Below are 20,402 nucleotides of genomic sequence, written 5' to 3'. Positions count from 1 at the left end.
AATGATCCCTTTTTTCATATATCTAACCGCCCTTTTAAGTAATCCTTTAAATACACATAATCTCCAATCATGATCAGAGAAATGGCAATTATGTATTTTCTATTTCTCTCTATTGTTTTTCTACTGACATTCACCTGTTTTTCTAATTTCTTTATTGGTAAACGCTTTTTCTCCATAAGGTAATTCATTAAGTCATTGGACGTGACGACTGTTCTTGCAATTTCGATGGCATTGAGTCTCGCATCTTCATGTTTCGGAGACTGAGCGACCAGGTCTGTAAACGACAAGTTATAATGGGAGAGCTGCTCTTGAAAATCGACTATCTCTTCTCTTCGTTTAAGGCTGTCTTCCTGCTTTTCGTATTCCTCAACCGATACTACCTGTTCGATGGTCAATCTTGGTGAGTCTTCTTCATCTTCAATTAGATTCTTATCAATACTGATATCCTGGAATTTCCCGTTTTTCCTGATGTAATCAATCACCTTACGTTTTATGATTACTTCTGCAAAACTGATAAAGGAAGATCCACGATCGTTATTATATTTAAAGATGGCATCGTGAAAAGCAATAAGACCGATGCTAAATTCATCATCACTTTCATAAATATACCGTTTACAAACAGAAGAAACGGTTTTTTTAATAAATGGTTTATAGTCATTGATGACCATATTAAGCAGCTGCTCGTCACCATCTTGAATGTCTATAGCCAACTCTTCAAGTGATGGCTTCTTCATTTTTTTCGTTAGTAAAAATAGTAATAAATTTAGCATCAGTCTCACCCCATCCTGCAAACTATTATACTAATAAGCTGCTTTTTTTCAATGGAAAATAGAGAGGAAGGGGTCCTCTAAGCCGTTCTTCAACCTCATATGCTTCCACTAAGTGTTCCTTAGTATACTGCATTATGATATAAAGCGCCTTAGTTTTCCCCTTCAGACTGATGGTTTAAAATCGTTCACCCTGCAAGATATTTCATCCTTTTCTTTACAGCCGCAAAATTAGTTATGTCCGTTCCCTTTTTGACCTTGCCCTTTTTCATGGTCATTCTTTTCATGCCCTTGACCTTTATTTTCATTCTTTTCAGCTTGGCCTCTCTCTTCTTTTTGGCCTTCTTTAGCTTGCTTTCTTTCTTCTTTCATCGTTTCGCGCTGCTCTTTTGCTTCCTGCTTTCTTTCTTCACGCTCTTCTTTCGCTTCTTGCTTAGCTGCTTTACGCTCTTCCTTCACTTCATTTTTCTCTGCCTTTACCGGTGCCGGTGCTGACTCAACTTTTTCTTCAGCTGGCTGTTCTTCTACAGAAGTTTCATCAGTTACAGTTTCTTCTGTTGTTTCAGTTGTTTCTTCAGTTGTTTCAGTTGTTTCTTCTTCTGTTGTTTCCTCTGTCTCTTCCTCTTCTTTTGCCCATTTTTCTTCAAACTTGGCAAGCTTCTCAGCTAATTTTGCATAGCTCTTTTCAATGTTTTTCTCTAATGCAGCTCTTGCTGTAGGATTTTTCACTTTTTCTAATGCAGCAGTTAAAGCGACAATATTTTGTGACATAAGTTCTTTCATTTCTTCAGTATCTTTATCTTCAGTTGTTGTTTCTTCTTCTGTTGCATCTTCTTCTGAATCAACAGCCCCATCTGTGTCTTCTATTTCATCGGCATTGTCTTCAGTTGTTGTATCTTCTTCTGTTGTATCAGTGTCTTCTGCAGGTTGCTCTTCAGATGCAGTGTCATCTTCCGTTACTTCATCTTTATCTTCAGAAGCAGTATCTTCCTCTTCAGCATCCTCATCTGACCACTTATCTTCAAATGAATTCATCATTTCAATTGCTTTGTTGATTGCTTCGATTGCTTCTTCCTCTTGTCCTGCTTGGAATAAAGCTTCTGCTTCTGCTAAACGCTCAGCCGCGTATTCAGCAAGTAACTTTGCTTCTTTACTGTCATCCATTGTGAAAGCAAGCTTTACTTTCTCTAAAGCAAGTTTTGCAAAGTAAAAGAAATCACCAGGAAGTAAAGAAGGAGCTTCAGTGGATTCTTCCAATTTCTCGACTTCTTCTTTGACTGAGTCGATAGTCGCCTCATCATTCACTTGTACGTTCGTGTTGGATTCCGTTTCTTTCTGCTCTACATTCACAGTGTCATAACTTTCACTATCCGAATTAGCAAATGCCGCCGTTCCTGAGAAAGTTACAGATCCTGCAAGCATTACAGCCAGTGTAGATTTCATGATTTTTAATTGTTTTTGTTTTGTCATATGTAGCACCTCTGAATTTTTTTGTAAGCGATCGCTCTATTACAGGAATTACGTTTATGTCATTTTTTTTGAGGGGGTAACTGGGAAAAAAAATAAAATTTCTCGTTTGAGTTGATTGATTTCATTCTTTCACAACACCTGATATAAAAAAAAAGCTGATGCTGCGAATGAAGGCAGCATCAGCTTTTTCAAGCGATTATTCAGTTCCAGTTCCTGCATCATGTACTTCTGTTTTCTGCGCTTTCCTTTTTGACAATAAATACCCTCCGGCTGCAAGCAGTAAGAGGACACTCCAGAAAACAGCTTTCCAGCCTTTGGATTCTGGAAAATGATGATCTAGGATCGCTACTTCAGGGTGAGCTAATGTGAACACCGCTAATTTCACACCTACCCATCCAACGATTAAAAAAGCAGTCGATTCCAGGGTCGGATATTTTTCAAGCAGTTTCACGAACCAGGTTGCCGCAAATCTCATGATGACAAGTCCAATGACGCCCCCAAGGAACATGACTGCAAATTGTCCGCCGTCGATTCCGCCTATTTTAAACCACCCAGCAGGCTGAAGAGTCACAGCAAGAGCCACTGCAGCCAGCATTGAATCCACAGCAAATGCAATATCTGCAAGTTCTACTTTCAGCACCGTGGTCCAAAAGCCTGACCCTTTAGCATTGGATGATTCTCCTTCAATTGCTCCAGTCTCTTTTTTCTTTTTGATGAAATGATGAATGGCAACATAGAAGAGGTATATTGCCCCTATTGCTTGAACCTGCCAAACATCCACAAGGAATGAAATCATGAAAAGAGCTAGAAATCTAAAGATAAATGCCCCCAACAACCCGTAAAACAGGGCTTTCTTCCGCTGTTCTAAAGGCAAATGTTTAACCATGACCGCCATGACTACAGCGTTATCGGCAGCCAGGATTCCTTCCAGGCCAACCAGGATAAGCAATACCCATCCATATTCCAATAACATCGACGCATCCATAATATAAAAGTCCCTCCTATTTTCGCTGTCCGATTTCCGTTTAGGCAAGGAATTTTTTTTGAAAATAAAAAAGACCCTTGCCTAAAAAAGGCAAAGGTCTTGCTTAGCATTGAACATAATGCCAACAAAGCCGATGGAAGAATCCATGAAATGACGACTTTGCTTAGGCCGAAGCCTATAGCTACTCCCCTTTGACAGGTAGAAAACGTATATTTTTTATATATTCATTTTATCTCAGAAATAGACCTTCGTAAAGAATGTTGCTTACCGAGCCCTCAGTAGTAGAAACCGAAGTGCTAAACCGACGAAGACGCCTGGAACGACACATATCATCGGAAAGAAAATGGGCCCTATGAATTTCCCGAGTATATATACTCGTGGAGAATACATTAGTCCGACAGTGACAAAGTAGGCTGAAAGTACAAAGGGTAAGTATGCATACTCCTGTTCTTCCATCAAGGCTAGTTTATATGCATCCCACATAGCAAACATATAAAGACATGGATAAAACATTAGCCACTGATAGTCGATTACCGCAGCAGCCTTATGTGTCTCTCCTAAAAAACTGTACATGATTGCCTGATTGAAATTGCTCTGTACATTGATAATGACTTCAAGCAGCACAAATAATGTTCCCTTAAACCATAGGCCAACCAATAATTGAGGAAACCCGGGAAGTGCGATACTCCAGAGAATCGCTTCTGCTTTCGTGATGGGTTTCTTCATGAATATCCCCTGTTATTCAGAGGAATCTTGAGGTTTATGATCACAAGGTATCGTTTATATAATCTCTTTAGCCGGCTGTTATGTAAGTTAAGGGAAAGTAACATCCTGAGAGTCCTCCTATAGATGTATCTCCGCTTATTTTTACCATTATTCTCCCAATTATTACGCGGATTCTTTTTATTATCAGTGTTTGTGTTAAACCGTGGTTCGTTTACTGGAAACCTTCGAATACCGATGTCCGATTCTACATATGATTTCCTTCTCGATTGCGGGGTTTAAGACGTCTATCAAACAGTCGGTAATCGAATATACCTAAACGAGCGCATATAAAAAAGCTTACCCTGGTCATTACTTGCTTCACTGTCAGACCAGGGTAAACCGTCTTAATATTTATATGTGTATCTGTTTTTTCGTTTCATCCGTCTTGTTTCTTTGTCGAAGAAACTGTAAACGACAGGGATGACATAAATGGTCAATAATGTACTGCTGACCAGTCCACCGATTACTGCAATTCCCATTGGCTGGTTGATTTCAGTCCCCTCACCGATTCCGAGCGCCAACGGCAGCAAACCAAGAATGGTGGTCAGGGCAGTCATGAGTATTGGTCGGGTACGGTCCTGGACAGCTTCGACTATCGCCTCGAAACTGTTGGGGGCCGTTTCTTTACGCTGATTGATGTAATCAACGATCACGATCGCATTATTAACGACTATCCCTGCTAATACAATGACTCCTATGATCGCCGATATACTGATAGGCGTTTGGGTGATCGTGAGAGCCAAAGCTACTCCTATTACCATCAGCGGTACAGTGAACATGATGACAAAAGGATACTTGAATGACTCGAATTGTGCTGCCATAACTAAATATACAAGCACAATCGCAAGTCCCAATGCAAGTGCCATATCGTCGATCGAGTCTTCCAGCAGCTCTCTGTCTCCACTGAATGAGACCTGTGTAGCATCAGGGAGGTTCAGCTTCTCGATCTTTTCATCCACTGCCTTTGATATGGCCCCAAGGTTGGTGGATGATGAATACTTCAGATCAAACTGAACTGCATGCTGCTGATCGATTCTTTGAATACTGACAGGTCCATCTTCAATGCTGAAGTCCACAACGGAATCAAGTGAAATGTATTCTCCCCTGCCATTTGGAATGAGAAGTTTTTTCAATGAGTCCAGATTCTCGGTGATATTCCTGTCATATTTAACAAAGACACTGAGCACATCCGATTCTTTGGTCACGATTTGAGTGGCCATGACCCCTCTTGTGATGTCTTGAACGGTACTTCCGATTTGTGCGGGAGCAAGACCTTGTTTCAAAGCCTCATCTTCATCAACATTCATCTGAATTTCTTTCACTGTTTCCATTTGATCTGTACTTAAAGCCGTTACGTCCTTCATATCCTTCAGGGAGTCGAATAATCGGTCTACGGATTTGTCCAAACGTTCCGGATCGGTGTCCCGGACATTGAACGTCAACGTTTGAGGACTTGTACCGGAAGTCGACTGCAGATTGAATGAGATCTCTGCCGAGTCATTGATGCTTTGTGCTGCTTTTTCTAGATCTGGTTTGATGTCATCAGCAAATTCGAAGATGGAGCGATTCCTCTCATCCAGAGGTTTCATCTTCACATATATCTCAGCTATATTGCCCTTCTCCGAACCCCTGAAGGATTCCTCCTGGGTAGTTCCTACTAGACTTACAAATACATCCACTTCTTTTTGTTTCTCTAAATTCTCTTCAATCGCCTTAACGGTTTTATTTGTTTCATTGATCGAGGAACCATTTTCCAACTCTACTCTCATATTGAAGAATCCCTCGTCTGTCGGCGGTAAAAACTGAGTGCCCACAGTCGTCAGCCCATAACCACCTGCCGCCAGAGTAATCACAGTGATGAATAATATGACGAACCTGTGGCGTAAGGACCATTTAATGCTTTGAATGAATCGCTTGCGGGTCTTTGAACGCCTGCGCCTTGCTTCCAGGTTTCCTTTCGGCTTCTTTAGAAGCCTGCTGGCAAGCATCGGAATGACAGTAAGTGCTACGACTAAAGAAGCAATCAAGCTAAATGAAATTGTAAGAGCGAACTCTGTAAATAACTCCCCTAATAACCCCGAAATAAACACGACCGGGAGGAAGACCGCCACTGTCGTTAAAGTAGATGCAGTGATGGCAGCCCCTACTTCCTTTGCACCTTCACTTGCCGCTGTCCTTGGATCCTTCCCTAACGAGAGATGTCTGTAAATATTTTCAATGACAACGATGGCATTATCTACAAGCATCCCGATCCCAAGTGCCAGGGCACCAAGCGTCATGATATTTAATGTAAAGTCCGCAAAGAACATAAGAACAAATGTGACAATGACGGAGTAAGGGATGGCCACTCCAATGATCAACGGACTTTTCACATTTCTCAGGAATAAGAATAGCACAAGCATGGCAAATGCCCCGCCAATCAATAACGAATTGGTTATGTTCCCAATTGCCTCAGATATATAATCTCCTTGATCAAACAGGATATTTGCTTTAATCGATTTATATTGATCCTGTTCCAATAATCGGTCCATTTCTTGTTGAAACGCTTTTGATACTGAGGCAGTATTAGCATCGGATTGTTGAAGGACGCTGAACAGAACGGCAGGCTCCTGATTTGCCCGTGTTGAAGTGTTCGTGCTCTCTTCCTTACGCTCTACACTTGCAACATCTTCCAAAGTGATGTTCTTTCCTGTTTGAGGATTCACCCCAACTACCAGTTTCTTTATTTCATCCACAGCTTTCAATTGACTGATGACGCGGGTCGTCAGAGTCTGTCCATCTGTTTCAATGGTGTCACCTGGTGATGTGATATTATTCGCTCTGAGCGTATTGACGATGTCGGACTGTTTTAGCCGATTCTCCTTTAACGTCTGCTGATTCAATTCAATGACAACTTCATCATTGAATGAACCGGACACATTCACATTTGCTACCCCTTCTACGCGGGTAAGTTCTAATTTTAGTTTTTCTGAAAGAGCTTTAAGATTATTGCCCTCTCCTTCTTCTCTAAGTGATACTTGAATGATTGGAAACTGTGCGGGATCAAATTTCAGGAACCTAGGTTCTTGGGCACCATCGGGTAAAGGTGATTGATCGATACGCTGCAGCACGTCATTTTCAATTTCATCTATTGAAGTAGTCCATGAAAATTCGAGGAGAATGAAATTAGAGCCTTCCCTTGAAGTGGACTGGATGTTTTTCATCCCAGGTAATGTAGAAAGGTTTTCTTCCAACGGTTTCGTCACTTTCTCCACTACTTCTTGGGGACTCGCACCCGGGTAGTTAGTCACAACCACCCCTACCGGAGGATTCAAATCCGGGATAAGTTTCAATGGTATCCTTAAGAGAGAAACTCCCCCTAATATCAATATTAACAACATCGTCACGATCGTAAATACAGGACGACGTATCGAAAAATCACTGATTCTCAATGATGCTGCTCCCCTTTCTAAGTCTTCTATGCAGGCTCTTTTCGTCATTTGCTGTTTTACAGATGGTCCTCTCAAACATTTAACATTTAACCTTAGTTCGAAATATGCAAACGACATGGAATGCATACTATATGTACGAAAAAAAACAAACTTCCAGAAAACAGCCCCTATGTATGACAAATTGCAGTTAGCTTAACTATAAGTCCTTCAACAATAACCTTCAATCATTAAGCGTTTTTGTTTTCAATTGTTCACACAATGGTCACCAATAAATATTTCGAGTCTTTTTGTGAAAACTAAATTTATACTTTAAAGAAGGAGTAAATTCATGCCAAACTGGATTCCGTTTGTATCCATAACGATCATCAGTGTTCTCCTGCTTACCTATACGTTGCTGACAAATCGCAATAGAACTCCACAGATCATTCTATTTTGGCTATTTATATGCGGGCTGGCCTTTTCGTTTGAATTTGTCATATTCATCCTTTTTAATAGTTATGAATATAATCCGGAAATTTTGCAGAATCAATACAATGACAGTATATTGGGGTCTATTAGTTCTCAAGCATTCGCAGTGCCGGTCGCCATCACATTCATCGTGATTTTTCATTTGAAAAATAGATGGATCATCTTTATTATTGGTCTATTCTTTATGATTGAAACACTATTCATATATCTTCATGTTTACGAACACAATTGGTGGAAATCGATTTACACTTCTGTTTTTTTGGTATTGACAGTCACCCTTTCTAAGATTTGGTGGAGATACATGATGAAAGGAAAGCATCACTTTATCAATTTTGCTACGCTTTTTTTTGCACTGCTTGCACTCACCCAAACAGGAGGATGGATTTTATCGGCGTTATTGGGTTTATATGAATTGCCTATTATACTTTTCAAGGAAGAAATGAGAGATATCATAACGGGTAACTTTATCTATCTGTCGTTTACCACCTATCTTTATTCACTTATCATTTACTTTCGGAACATTGAACTTCCCTTTACCATTATGACGGTCGCATTTTTGTTGTCTATCGAAATTTTGATGGTTGATCAGGGAATACTTCTTTTAAAGAATCCATCTTGCATCTTTGTTTTACCTGCTCTCCACATTGCTTTTATCCAGTTCGGTAAGCAGGCGTATACACGCCTCTTTCCATCCTACCTGCAAACCGCACAAAAAAGACTGCTCCAGCATGAATAGACAAGAATTTTTGAGAAATCTGGTCTTTTCCATGAGGAACAGTCTTTTTTATTTCTATTGTTTCAGGCTGAACAGATGAATGTTATTGATCTACTGCCGGTTTCATTTCCGTATTTTCCCTTTTGATTGTCCAGCCTGTAAATCCATAAAGGATCGTAATCAATGGTGAGACGATGCAAAAGACAGCAAACGGAAGGTATTCCAAGGTGGAAACTCCAAGTACATCAGTGAGAAAAATACCACACACGCTCCAAGGAACCAAGGGATTCACAACCGTTCCGGCATCTTCAAGCGTTCTAGATAAATTCTTAGGATGAAGGCCAAGCTTCTTGAATTGAGCCTGAAACGCTTCACCTGTCAAAAGGATGGACAGGTACTGTTCACCCACCACAACGTTTACTCCGATTGCAGAGAAAGCTGCGGCAAAAATGGTACGTTTCGCGGAACCAATCACGACAGACAATCTAGAAAGCAAAACAGGAATGATGCCAAGCTTAAATAATAATCCTCCAAGGCTCAATGAAAGAATGACTAAGGAAATCGTAAACATCATGCTTTCCACCCCGCCCCGGCTCAATAGTGAATCGACTGCTTCCACGCCGGTTTTTGAGCTGAATCCTGCGAAAAGGATGGTAAAAAGCTCTTTTGCATTCAGGGTAAAATGAAATAATGAAATCCCTATAGCGACCGCTACATTTATTGCAAGGGAGAGTAATGCAGGAACCTTAAATCCAATGAGAGCCAAGAGTACGATGACAGGTATGAAACTGTACCAGTGAATAAGTCCTGACTGAGTCAATCCATCCTGGATAGCTTGTAACTGTGATAAATCAACGTCCTGTTCCCCCGGTGATAATAAGAGGAAAACGACAAGAGTAATAATGAACGCAGGGACCGTTGTCCATGCCATATTTCGGATATGGGTAAACAAGTCCACTTTAACTATTGATGATGCAAGATTAGTCGTATCGGATAATGGTGACATCTTATCCCCAAAAAATGCACCTGATACGATTGCTCCTGCTGTGATGGCCATAGATAGACCCATTGCTTCTCCTATCCCGATCAAAGCAACACCGATTGTCGCTGCTGTCGTCAGGGAGCTCCCGATCATCACACCGCTTAAAGAAGTAAGGAGGAATGCAATGGCGTAAAAGAAATAAGGCGATACAAATTCAAAACCATAGAACATCAAGGTAGGGATCGTACCGCTGATCAACCAGCTGCTGATCAGGAGTCCGATAAATATAAATAATAGTACAGCCCCAAGTCCGCCTTGAGCTCCCAGGATCATCCCTTCTTCTATATCCTTAAACTTTATTTTACGAAGGAAACCATAAATCATCAGTATGAATAATGAAATGATAATCGGAATATGAGGAACGGCTTCCAGGTGTATGATACTGATACTGATTGTCGCAAGTATGATGAATAACATGAAAATTGCTTCTATTGATTTAGGCTTCTGAACAGGTTTGATATTTAACATTTGAATGTCACTTCCTTATAAGTTTGAGATTGCGGTACGCGTAAGATGGGATAAAAAGATAAGAAAAAGAAAAAAACCCTTCAATCCCCTGTATAGGGACGAAGAGTTCTCCGCGGTACCACCCTAATTGGAGTTTCAACTTCATCCTCTTTTTTCATGAGGACTGTAAGGTTGATCACTCCCGCTTCATAACGGTTTGTCCCTTGTGTAAAAGCTGCCGGCAAAAAACTTTTTTGAACAATGTAATTCAGATAATCCACGACCTAAGCTCTCACCTACCGCTTAGTCTCTGACTGCTGTCATGGGATATCCTACTGATTTGTTCGGGACATTTCAATATAATTTCGCACTTAAACGCTTTTAAGCTTTTATGCACTAAAGTAATTATTTATAGATATTATTTTAACATGTTGATAGAAGATGTCAATAAATTAATATAAAAAACTCCATGATTATCTTCATCACGGAGCAGGCATTATATGTTGGTTTATTATAGGTCATTGAGCTCTTAAGAATTAGTAGGAACCAAAGGTCGTTCTGCATGCAGACTAGGCTTTCCAATCAGGTAGCCTTGTGCATACTTCACCCCTATGGCTTTACAGAATGCCAATTCTTCTTTGCGCTCAATGCCTTCTGCTAAAACGGAAATACCCAATTCACGTGAAATATGGATTATTTCATTCAGAAAGTTTTGCTTCTCTTGACTTCGGTCGCATCCTGAAATATAGGAGCGATCGATTTTGACAAAATCAGGCTGAAGTAAAGAGAGCATTTCTATTGTTGAAAATCCCGAACCGACATCATCGAGTGCAACCTTCATTCCCTCGCGTTTATAGACTTCGAAAACGGACTTCAAATGGTTTACATCCTGTATTTTTTCCGTTTCTACGACTTCAAACACCAAGTCCTCAGGGTTCACCCCATATTGATCGACAATATCAAAAGTATGTTTCAGACAAAACTCAGGATTATAAATGGTTGAAGGAAGAAAATTGATAAAGCTCTTCACTCCTTTTTCAACCTTTCCTATCCTGCTTTCAATTGCCGCCCTTCTGGCCCTCTGATCAAGCAAGGAGTGAAAGCCTGTCAATAAGGCTGCTTCAAACAAAGCCCCTGGGTTTACCCTTAGTGAAGGGTCAGCGTTTCGAAGAAGACTTTCATATGCAAACAATTCATCGTTCCCAAGATCTATAATCGGCTGCAAATGGCTGACGAAATTCCCTTCCTGAATCATTTCTATCATTTCCCTGTACTTAATTTTGTTGAGGAACTCTGATGCTGGATAAAAATTTTCCGGTACACCTGAAGCTGAAATACTGCATTTCCAGCCATCTTCGGATAATTTAGAGGAGACTGCATCAAGAGACCCATAAAGGGATTCAAGATTATCATAAGGTAAAGCATAAGAATTCGTGCCAATGGACACACCCTCCCCAAGAGGATTAACCCTATGCTGCTCATTCAATAGATACAGAATGCCTGGTTCACAGAAATTCATGGTGATGCCGCAATTTGCACATAATGCATTCAAAAAAACACCTCTTCTTCAAATAAGTTGATATGTATCCATAATAGACCTTTTTACCTATATATTACTAGAGATAAACCTTGAGAAGTAAATAAACGAAAAACCCCTTCTCAGGCGTTTGCCTATCAAGGGGTTTTTTGATCTATTTTTCGTATTACATCAAGCTGTACAGCTTGATGTCAGGATGTTTATCAGAGAACCATCTCATTGCAAAATCATTTTCAAACAAGAAGACCAGATTCTCATGTCGATCTTTTACAAGCATACTGCGTGAGCTTGACATCGACTCTTTAACCTCTTCTTCATTCTCGATCCATCTGGCGATTTTAGAACCGATTGGCTCCATTCTGACATCGACATTGTATTCATTTTTCATTCTATGCTCGAATACTTCGAATTGAAGCTGACCGACTGCTCCGAGTATGACATCTTCTGTTCTCGTCTTATAATATTGAATCGCACCTTCCTGAACAAGCTGAAGAATGCCCTTTTGGAAATGTTTCTGTTTCATTACATTCTTAGCCGTTACCCTTACAAAGAGTTCAGGGGTAAATTGCGGCAGCTTTTCATACTGGAAGGATTTCTTCCCTTCAGTAAGGGTATCACCTATTTGATACGTACCTGTATCATAGATTCCGATAATATCCCCGCTGACGGCTTCGTTTACCGTACTGCGGTCATCTGCAAGAAATTGTGTGGATTGTGCCAGTTTGATATTCTTCCCGATACGGGGCAGATTTACCGACATCCCTCTTTCAAATTGCCCCGAACAAATTCGCAGAAAGGCAATTCGATCGCGGTGAGCGGGATTCATATTGGCTTGGATTTTAAAGATGAATCCTGAGAACTCTTCGCTTGCCGGATCTATTTCGCCTATGTCGGAATTTCTCGGCTGAGGTGAAGGTGCAAATTGCAAATAGGTCTCAAGGAAAGTCTGCACACCAAAGTTCGTCAAAGCACTTCCGAAAAATACAGGTGAAAGTTCTCCGGTCGCAATCCTTTCCCTTGAAAATTCATTTCCTGCTTCATTCAGAAGAAGCACATCTTCTAATGTTGAATTGTAGAGATTACTCTCCTTCATGGAATGGTCTCCATCTATTTCCCCATCTTCATTAAGAGGAATGAAACGGTCCTCATCTTCTACACGGAATTGTTCGATCCGGTTATGAAAACGGTCGTAGATCCCAAGAAATTCTTTCCCCATTCCGATTGGCCAGTTCATAGGGTAGGATTGAATCCCAAGCACTTCTTCAAGTTCTTCCAATAATTCAAGTGGTTCACGTCCCTGACGATCCAGCTTGTTTATGAAAGTGAAGATTGGAATCCCTCTCATCCGGCAAACTTTGAAAAGCTTTAAAGTCTGCGCTTCAATCCCTTTAGCGGAGTCGATGATCATGACAGCACTATCGACCGCCATCAACGTTCGATATGTATCTTCAGAGAAGTCCTGGTGCCCAGGTGTATCCAGGATGTTCACCCGATAGTCATCATAGTCAAAAGCCATCACCGAAGATGTAACCGAGATTCCTCTTTGTTTTTCGATTTCCATCCAGTCCGAAGTTGCAAACTTTCCGGACTTCTTACCTTTGACCGTCCCTGCAGCCCGGATTGCTCCACCAAACAATAGCAGCTGTTCCGTTAACGTTGTTTTCCCTGCATCAGGGTGAGATATAATGGCAAAGGTTCTTCGTGACTGAACCTCTTCTTTAAATTCTTTTTTCATTAAATAAATTCCTTTCTCGTCATTCTTCCCTTCTCATCATATTCTTTGTGAAATGAGAAATCAATAGTAAAAGCGGAGGCGGCACGCTCAAAGGCGGTGGCATAAAAGCGAGCCGGACGGAAAGGCGCACTTCCCCTTCTTGGCTGGTTTGGCTTATGACATGTGCCTCTAGCCGCCGGAGCTGGATTGAGTAAAAGCGGAGGCGGCTTGCTCAGAGGTGGGTGGCATAAGCCGAACCGGGCGGGAAGGCGCACTTTGCCTTCTTGGCCGGTTTGGCTTATGACATGTTCCGCTAGCCGCCGGAGCTGGATTGAGTAAAAGCGGAGGCGGCTTGCTCAGAGGTGGGTGGCATAAGCCGAACCGGACGGGAAGGCGCCCTTCCCCTTCTTGGCCGGTTTGGCTTATGACATGTGCCTCTAGCCGCCGGAGCTGGATAAGGCTAAAAAAGGATGGGCTTGATTATCACTGATATGTATTTGGGCTAATATACAGAGTGTAAGTTGCTGATAATTTAAAGATTATTCGACAATAGGCTCAATTATCACGAATTGTGGCGCAATTAATTGGGAACAGGGTGCAATTAATTGTAAAATGACGCAATTATTCAGAATCAGGGTGCAATTAATTGTAAAGTGGCACAATAATCCGGTCCATCCATGAAAATTCGTATTTCAATAGGCTGTTTACAGATATAAAGACAGGTATTTTTAACAAACAGTCTGATTTCTTTAAATATCAATCCAAAAAATGATAAAAAAAGACTCTTTTAGTCAACAAAAGAGTCTGACCCAACCAACTGTCCGTTATTCTCACTAATGGAGTACTTAAATCCGACTATACATTCAGTAAATAAGTCTCCCTTGAATTTACGATTATTACATTTTCACCCCACCAAGACTCAACAAACTCTTTTTACATTTCCCTCGTCCACTGCAAGATTCTCCCGCTGATCACTTCCGCATTCTCTTCAGAAACTCGTCTTTTCAATGATTCAAATAAATTCCTTTGAATATTATCATCTTCATACGTAAATGAATAAGACCATTGGATGTCAGGTATGGCTATCAAAATCAGTTCTTCCTTCTTATTTTCATGGATATATACTTTTTGTTCCAGACCTTCCATAAAATTTTTTCTTATTTTCATTTTTGTATCCCCTTTCATGAAAACGCTGTAATGGCGCATACTAAATACGAACTTGTCCGTACAACTTGAAAAAAAACGTGTAATTGTAGGTTGTCAGACTTCTGAAAGAATTGTAAAATAAAAAACCGAAAGCATCAAGTTTGTTACTTTATTATTATGAGGTGAAAAGAATGCAGTATTTATGGGGTATTTTAGGTATATTGGTTGTCCTTGGAATCGCTTTCCTGTTTTCTTCCAATAAAAAGAAGATCAATTTCAGAACGGTCTTAGGGGGCCTTGCGATTCAATTGTTATTCGCATTTTTAGTTCTGAAGACACCATGGGGGCAAAGTGGATTAGAAGGACTTACAATGGGAGTCAATCAGATCATTAACTACTCAAACGAAGGAATACAGTTCCTATTCGGAGGATTATACTCAGAGAAGTCAAATATCGCATTTGTATTTGCGTTTAATGTTCTTCCAGTAGTTATTTTCTTCTCAGCATTAATTTCAGTACTTTACTATCTAAAAGTTATGCAGTTCTTCATTAAAATTTTAGGTGGAGGGCTATCCAAGCTTCTTGGTACTAGAAAAGCAGAGTCAATGTCTGCTGCAGCAAATATTTTTGTTGGACAAACTGAAGCACCATTGGTTGTTCGTCCTTATCTTTCAAGAATGACAGAATCAGAATTGTTCGCTGTCATGACGGGTGGACTTGCGTCGGTTGCAGGTTCAGTGTTAATCGGTTATTCATTGCTTGGTGTACCGCTTGAATTCCTGCTAGCTGCAAGTTTCATGGCGGCTCCTGCCGGGCTTGTCATGGCAAAATTATTTGTTCCTGAAACAGATGATACGCCGGAACCTGCAGAATTCGATATGGAAGCTGATTCCGAATCTGCTAACGTCATTGATGCGGCAGCAAACGGTGCCAGCGTGGGTCTTACTCTTGCATTGAACATCGGTGCGATGTTACTTGCATTCATTGCATTAGTTGCTCTTATGAATGGGATCCTTGGAGGTATCGGCGGATTATTCGGTGCTGAAAACTTATCCCTTGAACTAATACTTGGGTATTTGTTTGCTCCGCTTGCCTTTGCTATTGGAGTTCCTTGGAGCGAAGCTGTAACGGCTGGTAACTTCATCGGTCAAAAGCTCGTCATCAACGAGTTCGTTGCTTACTCTGCTTTTGCACCTGAAATCGGTAATCTTTCTGAAAAGACTGTTGCCATCATCTCATTCGCTCTTTGCGGATTTGCCAATATCTCTTCATTGGGAATCTTACTTGGCGGCCTTGGTAAACTGGCTCCAAACCGCAGAGCCGACATTGCCCGTCTTGGACTTAAAGCAGTCATTGCCGGTGCGCTTGCATCATTATTAAGTGCTGCGATTGCAGGTATGTTTATTTAATTCTCTATAAGGTTTATTAAAAAAGAGAAGGCTGCGGCCTTCTCTTTTTTTTATTCTTCTTACACCTGATCATGAAAAAAAGGAACCAAAAATACAAACAATTTCGGTTCCTTTTATGACAAGAATTACTTTGCCGTTATATATTTTATTTTACTTTCTTCAATTGCGATATGTTTATCGCTATGAGGATATTTTGTGTTTTCGACTATTTGATAATCCTCATGGCCTTTACCAGCGAAGATGATGATATCTCCGGGCTCACTTACTTCAATGGCATGCTTAACGGCTTCAGCACGATCGCCGATAAGAGCGTATTGATCATGCTGCATTCCTTTCTCCAGATCACCAAGGATGCTGTCGTATTCCTCATAACGTGGATCATCGGTCGTCAGGATGACATAGTCCGCCAACGAGGCTTTCTCTGCCATTGTCGGTCGTTTGGACTTATCACGGTTCCCACCAGTACCCACGAGGAAGATGATTTTATTTTGTTTGAAAGGAAGCACTGATTCAATTGCCTTCTCAATCGCATCCGGCGTATGTGCATAGTCGATATAAACAGATAATGGTGCTTCCATTTCCACTTTTTCCATTCTTCCACTCACAGGAGGCAATTCCCTGATAATCCCCACTAGCTTCTCTACTTCCATCCCGCGGGCATACAAACACGCCATCGCAGTAAGGATATTATATACATTGAACTTACCAAGAAGCTTCATTTCAACTTCGAATGAACCTTCGGGAGAATGCAGGGTAAAGGTTGTTTTGTCATTATCATATTGGATACTTTCAGCTTTAAAGTCAGCGTTTGCTTCCAGTCCATAACTGATCACTTCATGAGGTGTCATATAGTGATAACGATCATACCATTCATCGTCTGCATTCAACACCACGTATTTAGGTGTCTCAAGGTCCTGGCCCAATTGTGAAAATAATAAGCCTTTGGCATATCCATAGTGCTCCATTGTTTCATGGTAATCCAGATGATCATGGCTAAGATTCGTGAATGCCACCACGTCGAAATCTATTCCCCATAACCTTCCAAGACTAAGCCCATGGGAAGAAACTTCAAGAATGAAATTTTGGATATCTCTCTCAACCGCCATGCTGAGCATTTGCTGATTGGTAAGGTTATCGCATGTTGTATTCTCACTCGGCAGCAGTTCCCCGTCTAAGTTGAAACCAATCGTTCCTGAAAGTGCCGCTTTTTGATGGTCCCTTTTCAAAATTGAGTGGATCAGATTCGTAACTGTCGTTTTCCCGTTCGTTCCAGTGACACCAAAGACGTTCAATTTTTTTGAAGGATAATCATAATATTTATTTGCAAGCTGTGCCAGCGCCTTGAAGGAATCTTTCACAACGACCAAAGCAGACTTCTCAAGATCGATATCAAGCTGTTTTTCTGCGATAATCAGGGCGGCTCCGCTTTCGACTGCTTTCCCTGCAAAATCATGGCCGTCCACCGTGTAGCCTCTCGTGCACACAAATACGCTTCCTTCCGTAACTTTTCTGGAATCAACGTAAATGTCTTTCACTTCGGAAGGCAATTCTCCATATACAGTTTTTAATTTAATACTTTCTAAAAGGTTGTATGTATTCATTATTTGTACCCTCACATTAGTTCTTAGTATGATATTGGTTCTATTTTACCTTATCAACCTGACTTTGATAAGAGAAATACCTCCTAAATTGCCCAAGAATCGTTCCCTGTCTATCTCAGTTGTTCCCGTTCAGGCACATGTTAAAACAAAAAGTCTTCCCCATGCTAAAAAACAGCTGGAAGGAAGACTTCTTTACCATTATTCTATTACCATTTTAGACTGTACATAATGCCATAAGAGATTTTCGGTATGAAGAATGGATGATTCATGTGTACGCTCGTATGCGTGAGAAGCATCGATTCCTGCCCCTACCAGGCCATGCACGATATCAAACCCTGCCCTGATTGCTGCCGATGCATCAGACCCATAATAAGGATAAATGTCCACTTTAAATTGGATTCCATTTTCTTCTGCCAGCTGAACAAGATGCTTTCTTAATCCATAATGATATGGGCCGCTCGAATCTTTGGCACATATCGACACTGTATATTCATCAGTGGATTGGCCATCCCCGATGGCACCCATATCCACCGCCAGATACTCAATCGTTTCCGGTGGGATGTTCGAATTGCCGCCATATCCGATTTCTTCATTATTGGAGATAAGAAAATGCGTTGTATATGGAAGAATGATGCCTTCGTTCTTGATTTGCCTGATCAATTGAAGCAGCATTCCGACACTTGCTTTATCATCAAGATGACGCGATTTAATGAACCCGCTTCCTGTAATTTCAGCCCGCGGATCAAATGAGACAAAGTCTCCCACTTCGATGCCAAGCTCCCTTACTTCTTTAGCATTTCCGACTTTTTCATCAATGCGGACTTCGATGTTTGTTTCATCACGCTTTGCTTCACCTGCATTTTTGTACACATGCACGGATGTTTGGTGCATGAGGATCGTCCCACTGTATGTTTTGCCGCTGGAAGTTTCGATTTGACAATATTCACCTTCAACAGCATTCCATCTGAACCCCCCGATCATTGAAAGCCTGAGGCGGCCGTCGCCTTTAATTTCCTTGACCATCGCTCCCAGGGCATCCACATGTGCAGTAAGCATTCGGTGGCTTTCCTTGTTCTCTCCCGGGATTGTAATGATAAGTGCCCCTTTACGGTTCCTTGTCATTTCAAGGTCCAAATCTGAAAGGTACTCTTCCACGAAATTCATGATTTTATCCGTGTTACCTGATGGACTTGGAATTTCTACCAGCTCTTTAATTAATTGAATCGTTTTCTTTGTATCTGGATATGTACTCATTTTGACTCCCCCTTATTTATCACATGCTTTTGTGACACTGCTGTTGTTTTCCTTGAATCACTAATAATCTAACCAATAACCATTATATCGTCTTTTCTGACTTTTCTACAAATAATGCTTATCGACTACAGCGTGGCATAACTATATTCCTTTGTGAGAGAGAGCATGCTGAAAAACCATTCTTTGAGAACATATTTTCACTGTTTAAGACAAACGATATAGTTTAGGATTTTGAATTTCAAATGAATGGAGTGATTCAAGATGAATTCTTCAACGCTGGATACCTTACCTCAAGGCAGGAAACATCCGAAAGGGCTGTACCTGTTGTTCTTCACTGAACTTTGGGAAAGGTACAGTTACTATGGAATGAGGGCACTGCTGGTTCTTTATTTAACCACTGCCTTTGTAAGCGGCGGTCTTGGAGTTGAGCCAGCACAAGCGCTGTCTATATACGGAATTTATACAGGATCTGTTTATTTCACACCGATATTGGGCGGATGGTTGACCGACAGGTATATCGGTCTAAGAAAAGCCATTACGATAGGCGGAATTACAATGGCGTGCGGGGACTTCACGATTTTCCTCACCCATTCACAGACAGGTCTCTATATCGGCTTGGCTTTATTGGTGATTGGTAATGGTTTTTTCAAACCCAATATTTCGACCCTGGTGGGAGAATTGTATCCTAGAAATGATAAGCGTAAAGATGCCGCTTTTACCATTTTTTATATGGGAATAAATTTGGGAGCCTTCTTTGCCCCGTTGATAGCCGGTTTCCTCGCTGAAGATCTATTTTTAAGGCCGCTTGGTGACGGAACGATGCACTATGGCTTCAAATGGGCATTCTTAGCCTCATCATTGGGGATGATTATAGGTCAGCTGATATTCAGTCTCTTCAGTAAGAGATATTTAGGAAAGGTCGGATTAAAACCGAATAAACAATTGGCACTGGAATCAAATGAAAATCAAAATGTGCCCCTATCCACGAAAGAAAAGCAGCGCACAAGGGCCATCCTGATCCTTGCCTGTTTCGTCGTATTCTTCTGGGCCGGATTTGAACAAGCAGGCAGTTCATTTACTCTCTATACAAAAAACTTTATCGACAGGGAGGTATTTGGTTATACGATACCGGTTGCCTGGTTTCAATCGGTCAACCCATTGTTCATTATCATTTTAGCCCCAATCCTTTCCGGGGTCTGGTTAAGACTCTCTCATTCAAAACGAGGAGACTTGAACATGACCACAAAGATGGCAATCGGAATGATTCTTCTTGGACTTGGATTCATGATATTAATTCCTGCCGTCCTGCAGACGGGTTCTGACGAACAGAACATCGTCACCCGCGCAAACATAATGTTCATCATATTCACCTATCTATTCCATACACTAGGTGAATTGTTCTTATCGCCTGTTGGCCTTTCTTTAGTCAGTAAGGTCGCTCCGGTAAAAATCGCCTCACTGCTAATGGGGGTCTGGATGGCTGCCATAGGAGTTGCGAGCCTCCTGGCCGGTCAATTGGCATCATTGACTGCGACCTTGGGATATTTGGAGATTTTCGCCACAATCGGAGCCGTTGCGATTATTTTGGGACTTATCCTTCTCGCTATTTCAAAAAAGCTCGTTTCATTGATGAAAGAAGAAAATAAGTGAG

14 protein-coding genes and 1 riboswitch are annotated in these 20,402 nt (G+C 41.1%); of the genes, 3 read left to right on the top strand and 11 right to left on the bottom strand.

Features of this window, described 5'->3' with window-relative positions; all coding sequences use genetic code 11:
* Positions 1–14: 14 nt before the first annotated feature.
* The 5 genes from sigI to ACUXV2_RS05830 all read right to left on the bottom strand — a co-directional run bounded on the left by sigI (position 15) and on the right by ACUXV2_RS05830 (position 7,418).
* A complete protein-coding gene (gene sigI / locus ACUXV2_RS05850; protein WP_446246106.1) occupies positions 15–770 on the bottom strand; it encodes an RNA polymerase sigma factor SigI in 756 nt (251 codons plus the stop codon).
* Positions 771–998: 228 nt separating this feature from the next.
* The gene (locus tag ACUXV2_RS05845; protein WP_446246105.1) at positions 999–2,237 is read right to left on the bottom strand and encodes a DUF5667 domain-containing protein; all 1,239 of its coding nucleotides are present in this window, start codon (positions 2,235–2,237) and stop codon (positions 999–1,001) included.
* A 196-nt stretch (positions 2,238–2,433) separates the two neighbouring features.
* Complete coding sequence (locus tag ACUXV2_RS05840; protein WP_446246104.1) at positions 2,434–3,222, bottom strand: TerC family protein; 789 nt, start codon at positions 3,220–3,222, stop codon at positions 2,434–2,436.
* Between the two features lie 105 nt (positions 3,223–3,327).
* Positions 3,328–3,424, bottom strand: a riboswitch (yybP-ykoY riboswitch).
* A 62-nt stretch (positions 3,425–3,486) separates the two neighbouring features.
* The gene (locus tag ACUXV2_RS05835; protein ID WP_446246103.1) at positions 3,487–3,948 is read right to left on the bottom strand and encodes a hypothetical protein; all 462 of its coding nucleotides are present in this window, start codon (positions 3,946–3,948) and stop codon (positions 3,487–3,489) included.
* 383 nt (positions 3,949–4,331) lie between these two features.
* Positions 4,332–7,418 carry an efflux RND transporter permease subunit gene (locus tag ACUXV2_RS05830; protein WP_446246102.1) on the bottom strand — a complete coding sequence of 1,029 codons (3,087 nt, stop codon included), beginning with the start codon at positions 7,416–7,418 and terminating at the stop codon, positions 4,332–4,334.
* Between the two features lie 328 nt (positions 7,419–7,746).
* On the opposite strand from ACUXV2_RS05830, the gene ACUXV2_RS05825 reads away from it, so the two are divergent.
* The gene (locus ACUXV2_RS05825; RefSeq protein ID WP_446246101.1) at positions 7,747–8,622 is read left to right on the top strand and encodes a hypothetical protein; all 876 of its coding nucleotides are present in this window, start codon (positions 7,747–7,749) and stop codon (positions 8,620–8,622) included.
* 82 nt (positions 8,623–8,704) lie between these two features.
* Here the strand turns inward: ACUXV2_RS05825 and nhaC are convergent, their stop codons facing one another.
* The 4 genes from nhaC to ACUXV2_RS05805 all read right to left on the bottom strand — a co-directional run bounded on the left by nhaC (position 8,705) and on the right by ACUXV2_RS05805 (position 14,508).
* A complete protein-coding gene (gene nhaC, locus ACUXV2_RS05820) occupies positions 8,705–10,111 on the bottom strand; it encodes a Na+/H+ antiporter NhaC (protein WP_446246100.1) in 1,407 nt (468 codons plus the stop codon).
* A gap of 508 nt (positions 10,112–10,619) precedes the next feature.
* Positions 10,620–11,642 (bottom strand): EAL domain-containing protein, encoded by a 1,023-nt coding sequence (locus ACUXV2_RS05815; protein ID WP_446246099.1) that lies wholly within the window; start codon positions 11,640–11,642, stop codon positions 10,620–10,622.
* A 151-nt stretch (positions 11,643–11,793) separates the two neighbouring features.
* The gene (locus tag ACUXV2_RS05810; RefSeq protein ID WP_446246098.1) at positions 11,794–13,362 is read right to left on the bottom strand and encodes a peptide chain release factor 3; all 1,569 of its coding nucleotides are present in this window, start codon (positions 13,360–13,362) and stop codon (positions 11,794–11,796) included.
* Positions 13,363–14,274: 912 nt separating this feature from the next.
* Entirely contained in the window at positions 14,275–14,508 is a 234-nt protein-coding gene (locus ACUXV2_RS05805) for a YueH family protein (RefSeq protein WP_446246097.1), read from the bottom strand.
* Positions 14,509–14,678: 170 nt separating this feature from the next.
* Between ACUXV2_RS05805 and ACUXV2_RS05800 the strand changes: the two genes are divergently transcribed.
* Positions 14,679–15,896 (top strand): NupC/NupG family nucleoside CNT transporter, encoded by a 1,218-nt coding sequence (locus ACUXV2_RS05800; RefSeq protein ID WP_446246096.1) that lies wholly within the window; start codon positions 14,679–14,681, stop codon positions 15,894–15,896.
* A gap of 125 nt (positions 15,897–16,021) precedes the next feature.
* Here ACUXV2_RS05800 and ACUXV2_RS05795 read toward each other — a convergent pair whose 3' ends face one another.
* A complete protein-coding gene (locus tag ACUXV2_RS05795; protein ID WP_446246095.1) occupies positions 16,022–17,497 on the bottom strand; it encodes a UDP-N-acetylmuramoyl-L-alanyl-D-glutamate--2,6-diaminopimelate ligase in 1,476 nt (491 codons plus the stop codon).
* Between the two features lie 198 nt (positions 17,498–17,695).
* On the bottom strand, positions 17,696–18,751 hold the full coding sequence (locus ACUXV2_RS05790) for a M42 family metallopeptidase (protein WP_446246094.1): 1,056 nt from the start codon (positions 18,749–18,751) through the stop codon (positions 17,696–17,698).
* Positions 18,752–19,012: 261 nt separating this feature from the next.
* On the opposite strand from ACUXV2_RS05790, the gene ACUXV2_RS05785 reads away from it, so the two are divergent.
* Positions 19,013–20,401 (top strand): peptide MFS transporter, encoded by a 1,389-nt coding sequence (locus ACUXV2_RS05785; protein ID WP_446246093.1) that lies wholly within the window; start codon positions 19,013–19,015, stop codon positions 20,399–20,401.
* Position 20,402: the final 1 nt, after the last annotated feature.

The organism is Rossellomorea sp. NS-SX7, from assembly GCF_052828565.1.
Note: the sequence above shows the minus strand (reverse complement) of the source record. Positions and strands in the feature narration are given on the sequence as shown.

What these genes read in the sequence shown, in the direction of transcription:
- sigI (WP_446246106.1), bottom strand. Translation starts at nt 770, where the DNA reads ATGCTAAATTTATTACTATTTTTACTAACGAAAAAAATGAAGAAGCCA.
- ACUXV2_RS05845 (WP_446246105.1), bottom strand. Translation starts at nt 2,237, where the DNA reads ATGACAAAACAAAAACAATTAAAAATCATGAAATCTACACTGGCTGTA.
- ACUXV2_RS05840 (WP_446246104.1), bottom strand. Translation starts at nt 3,222, where the DNA reads ATGGATGCGTCGATGTTATTGGAATATGGATGGGTATTGCTTATCCTG.
- ACUXV2_RS05835 (WP_446246103.1), bottom strand. Translation starts at nt 3,948, where the DNA reads ATGAAGAAACCCATCACGAAAGCAGAAGCGATTCTCTGGAGTATCGCA.
- ACUXV2_RS05825 (WP_446246101.1), top strand. Translation starts at nt 7,747, where the DNA reads ATGCCAAACTGGATTCCGTTTGTATCCATAACGATCATCAGTGTTCTC.
- nhaC (WP_446246100.1), bottom strand. Translation starts at nt 10,111, where the DNA reads ATGTTAAATATCAAACCTGTTCAGAAGCCTAAATCAATAGAAGCAATT.
- ACUXV2_RS05810 (WP_446246098.1), bottom strand. Translation starts at nt 13,362, where the DNA reads ATGAAAAAAGAATTTAAAGAAGAGGTTCAGTCACGAAGAACCTTTGCC.
- ACUXV2_RS05805 (WP_446246097.1), bottom strand. Translation starts at nt 14,508, where the DNA reads ATGAAAATAAGAAAAAATTTTATGGAAGGTCTGGAACAAAAAGTATAT.
- ACUXV2_RS05800 (WP_446246096.1), top strand. Translation starts at nt 14,679, where the DNA reads ATGCAGTATTTATGGGGTATTTTAGGTATATTGGTTGTCCTTGGAATC.
- ACUXV2_RS05795 (WP_446246095.1), bottom strand. Translation starts at nt 17,497, where the DNA reads ATGAATACATACAACCTTTTAGAAAGTATTAAATTAAAAACTGTATAT.
- ACUXV2_RS05790 (WP_446246094.1), bottom strand. Translation starts at nt 18,751, where the DNA reads ATGAGTACATATCCAGATACAAAGAAAACGATTCAATTAATTAAAGAG.
- ACUXV2_RS05785 (WP_446246093.1), top strand. Translation starts at nt 19,013, where the DNA reads ATGAATTCTTCAACGCTGGATACCTTACCTCAAGGCAGGAAACATCCG.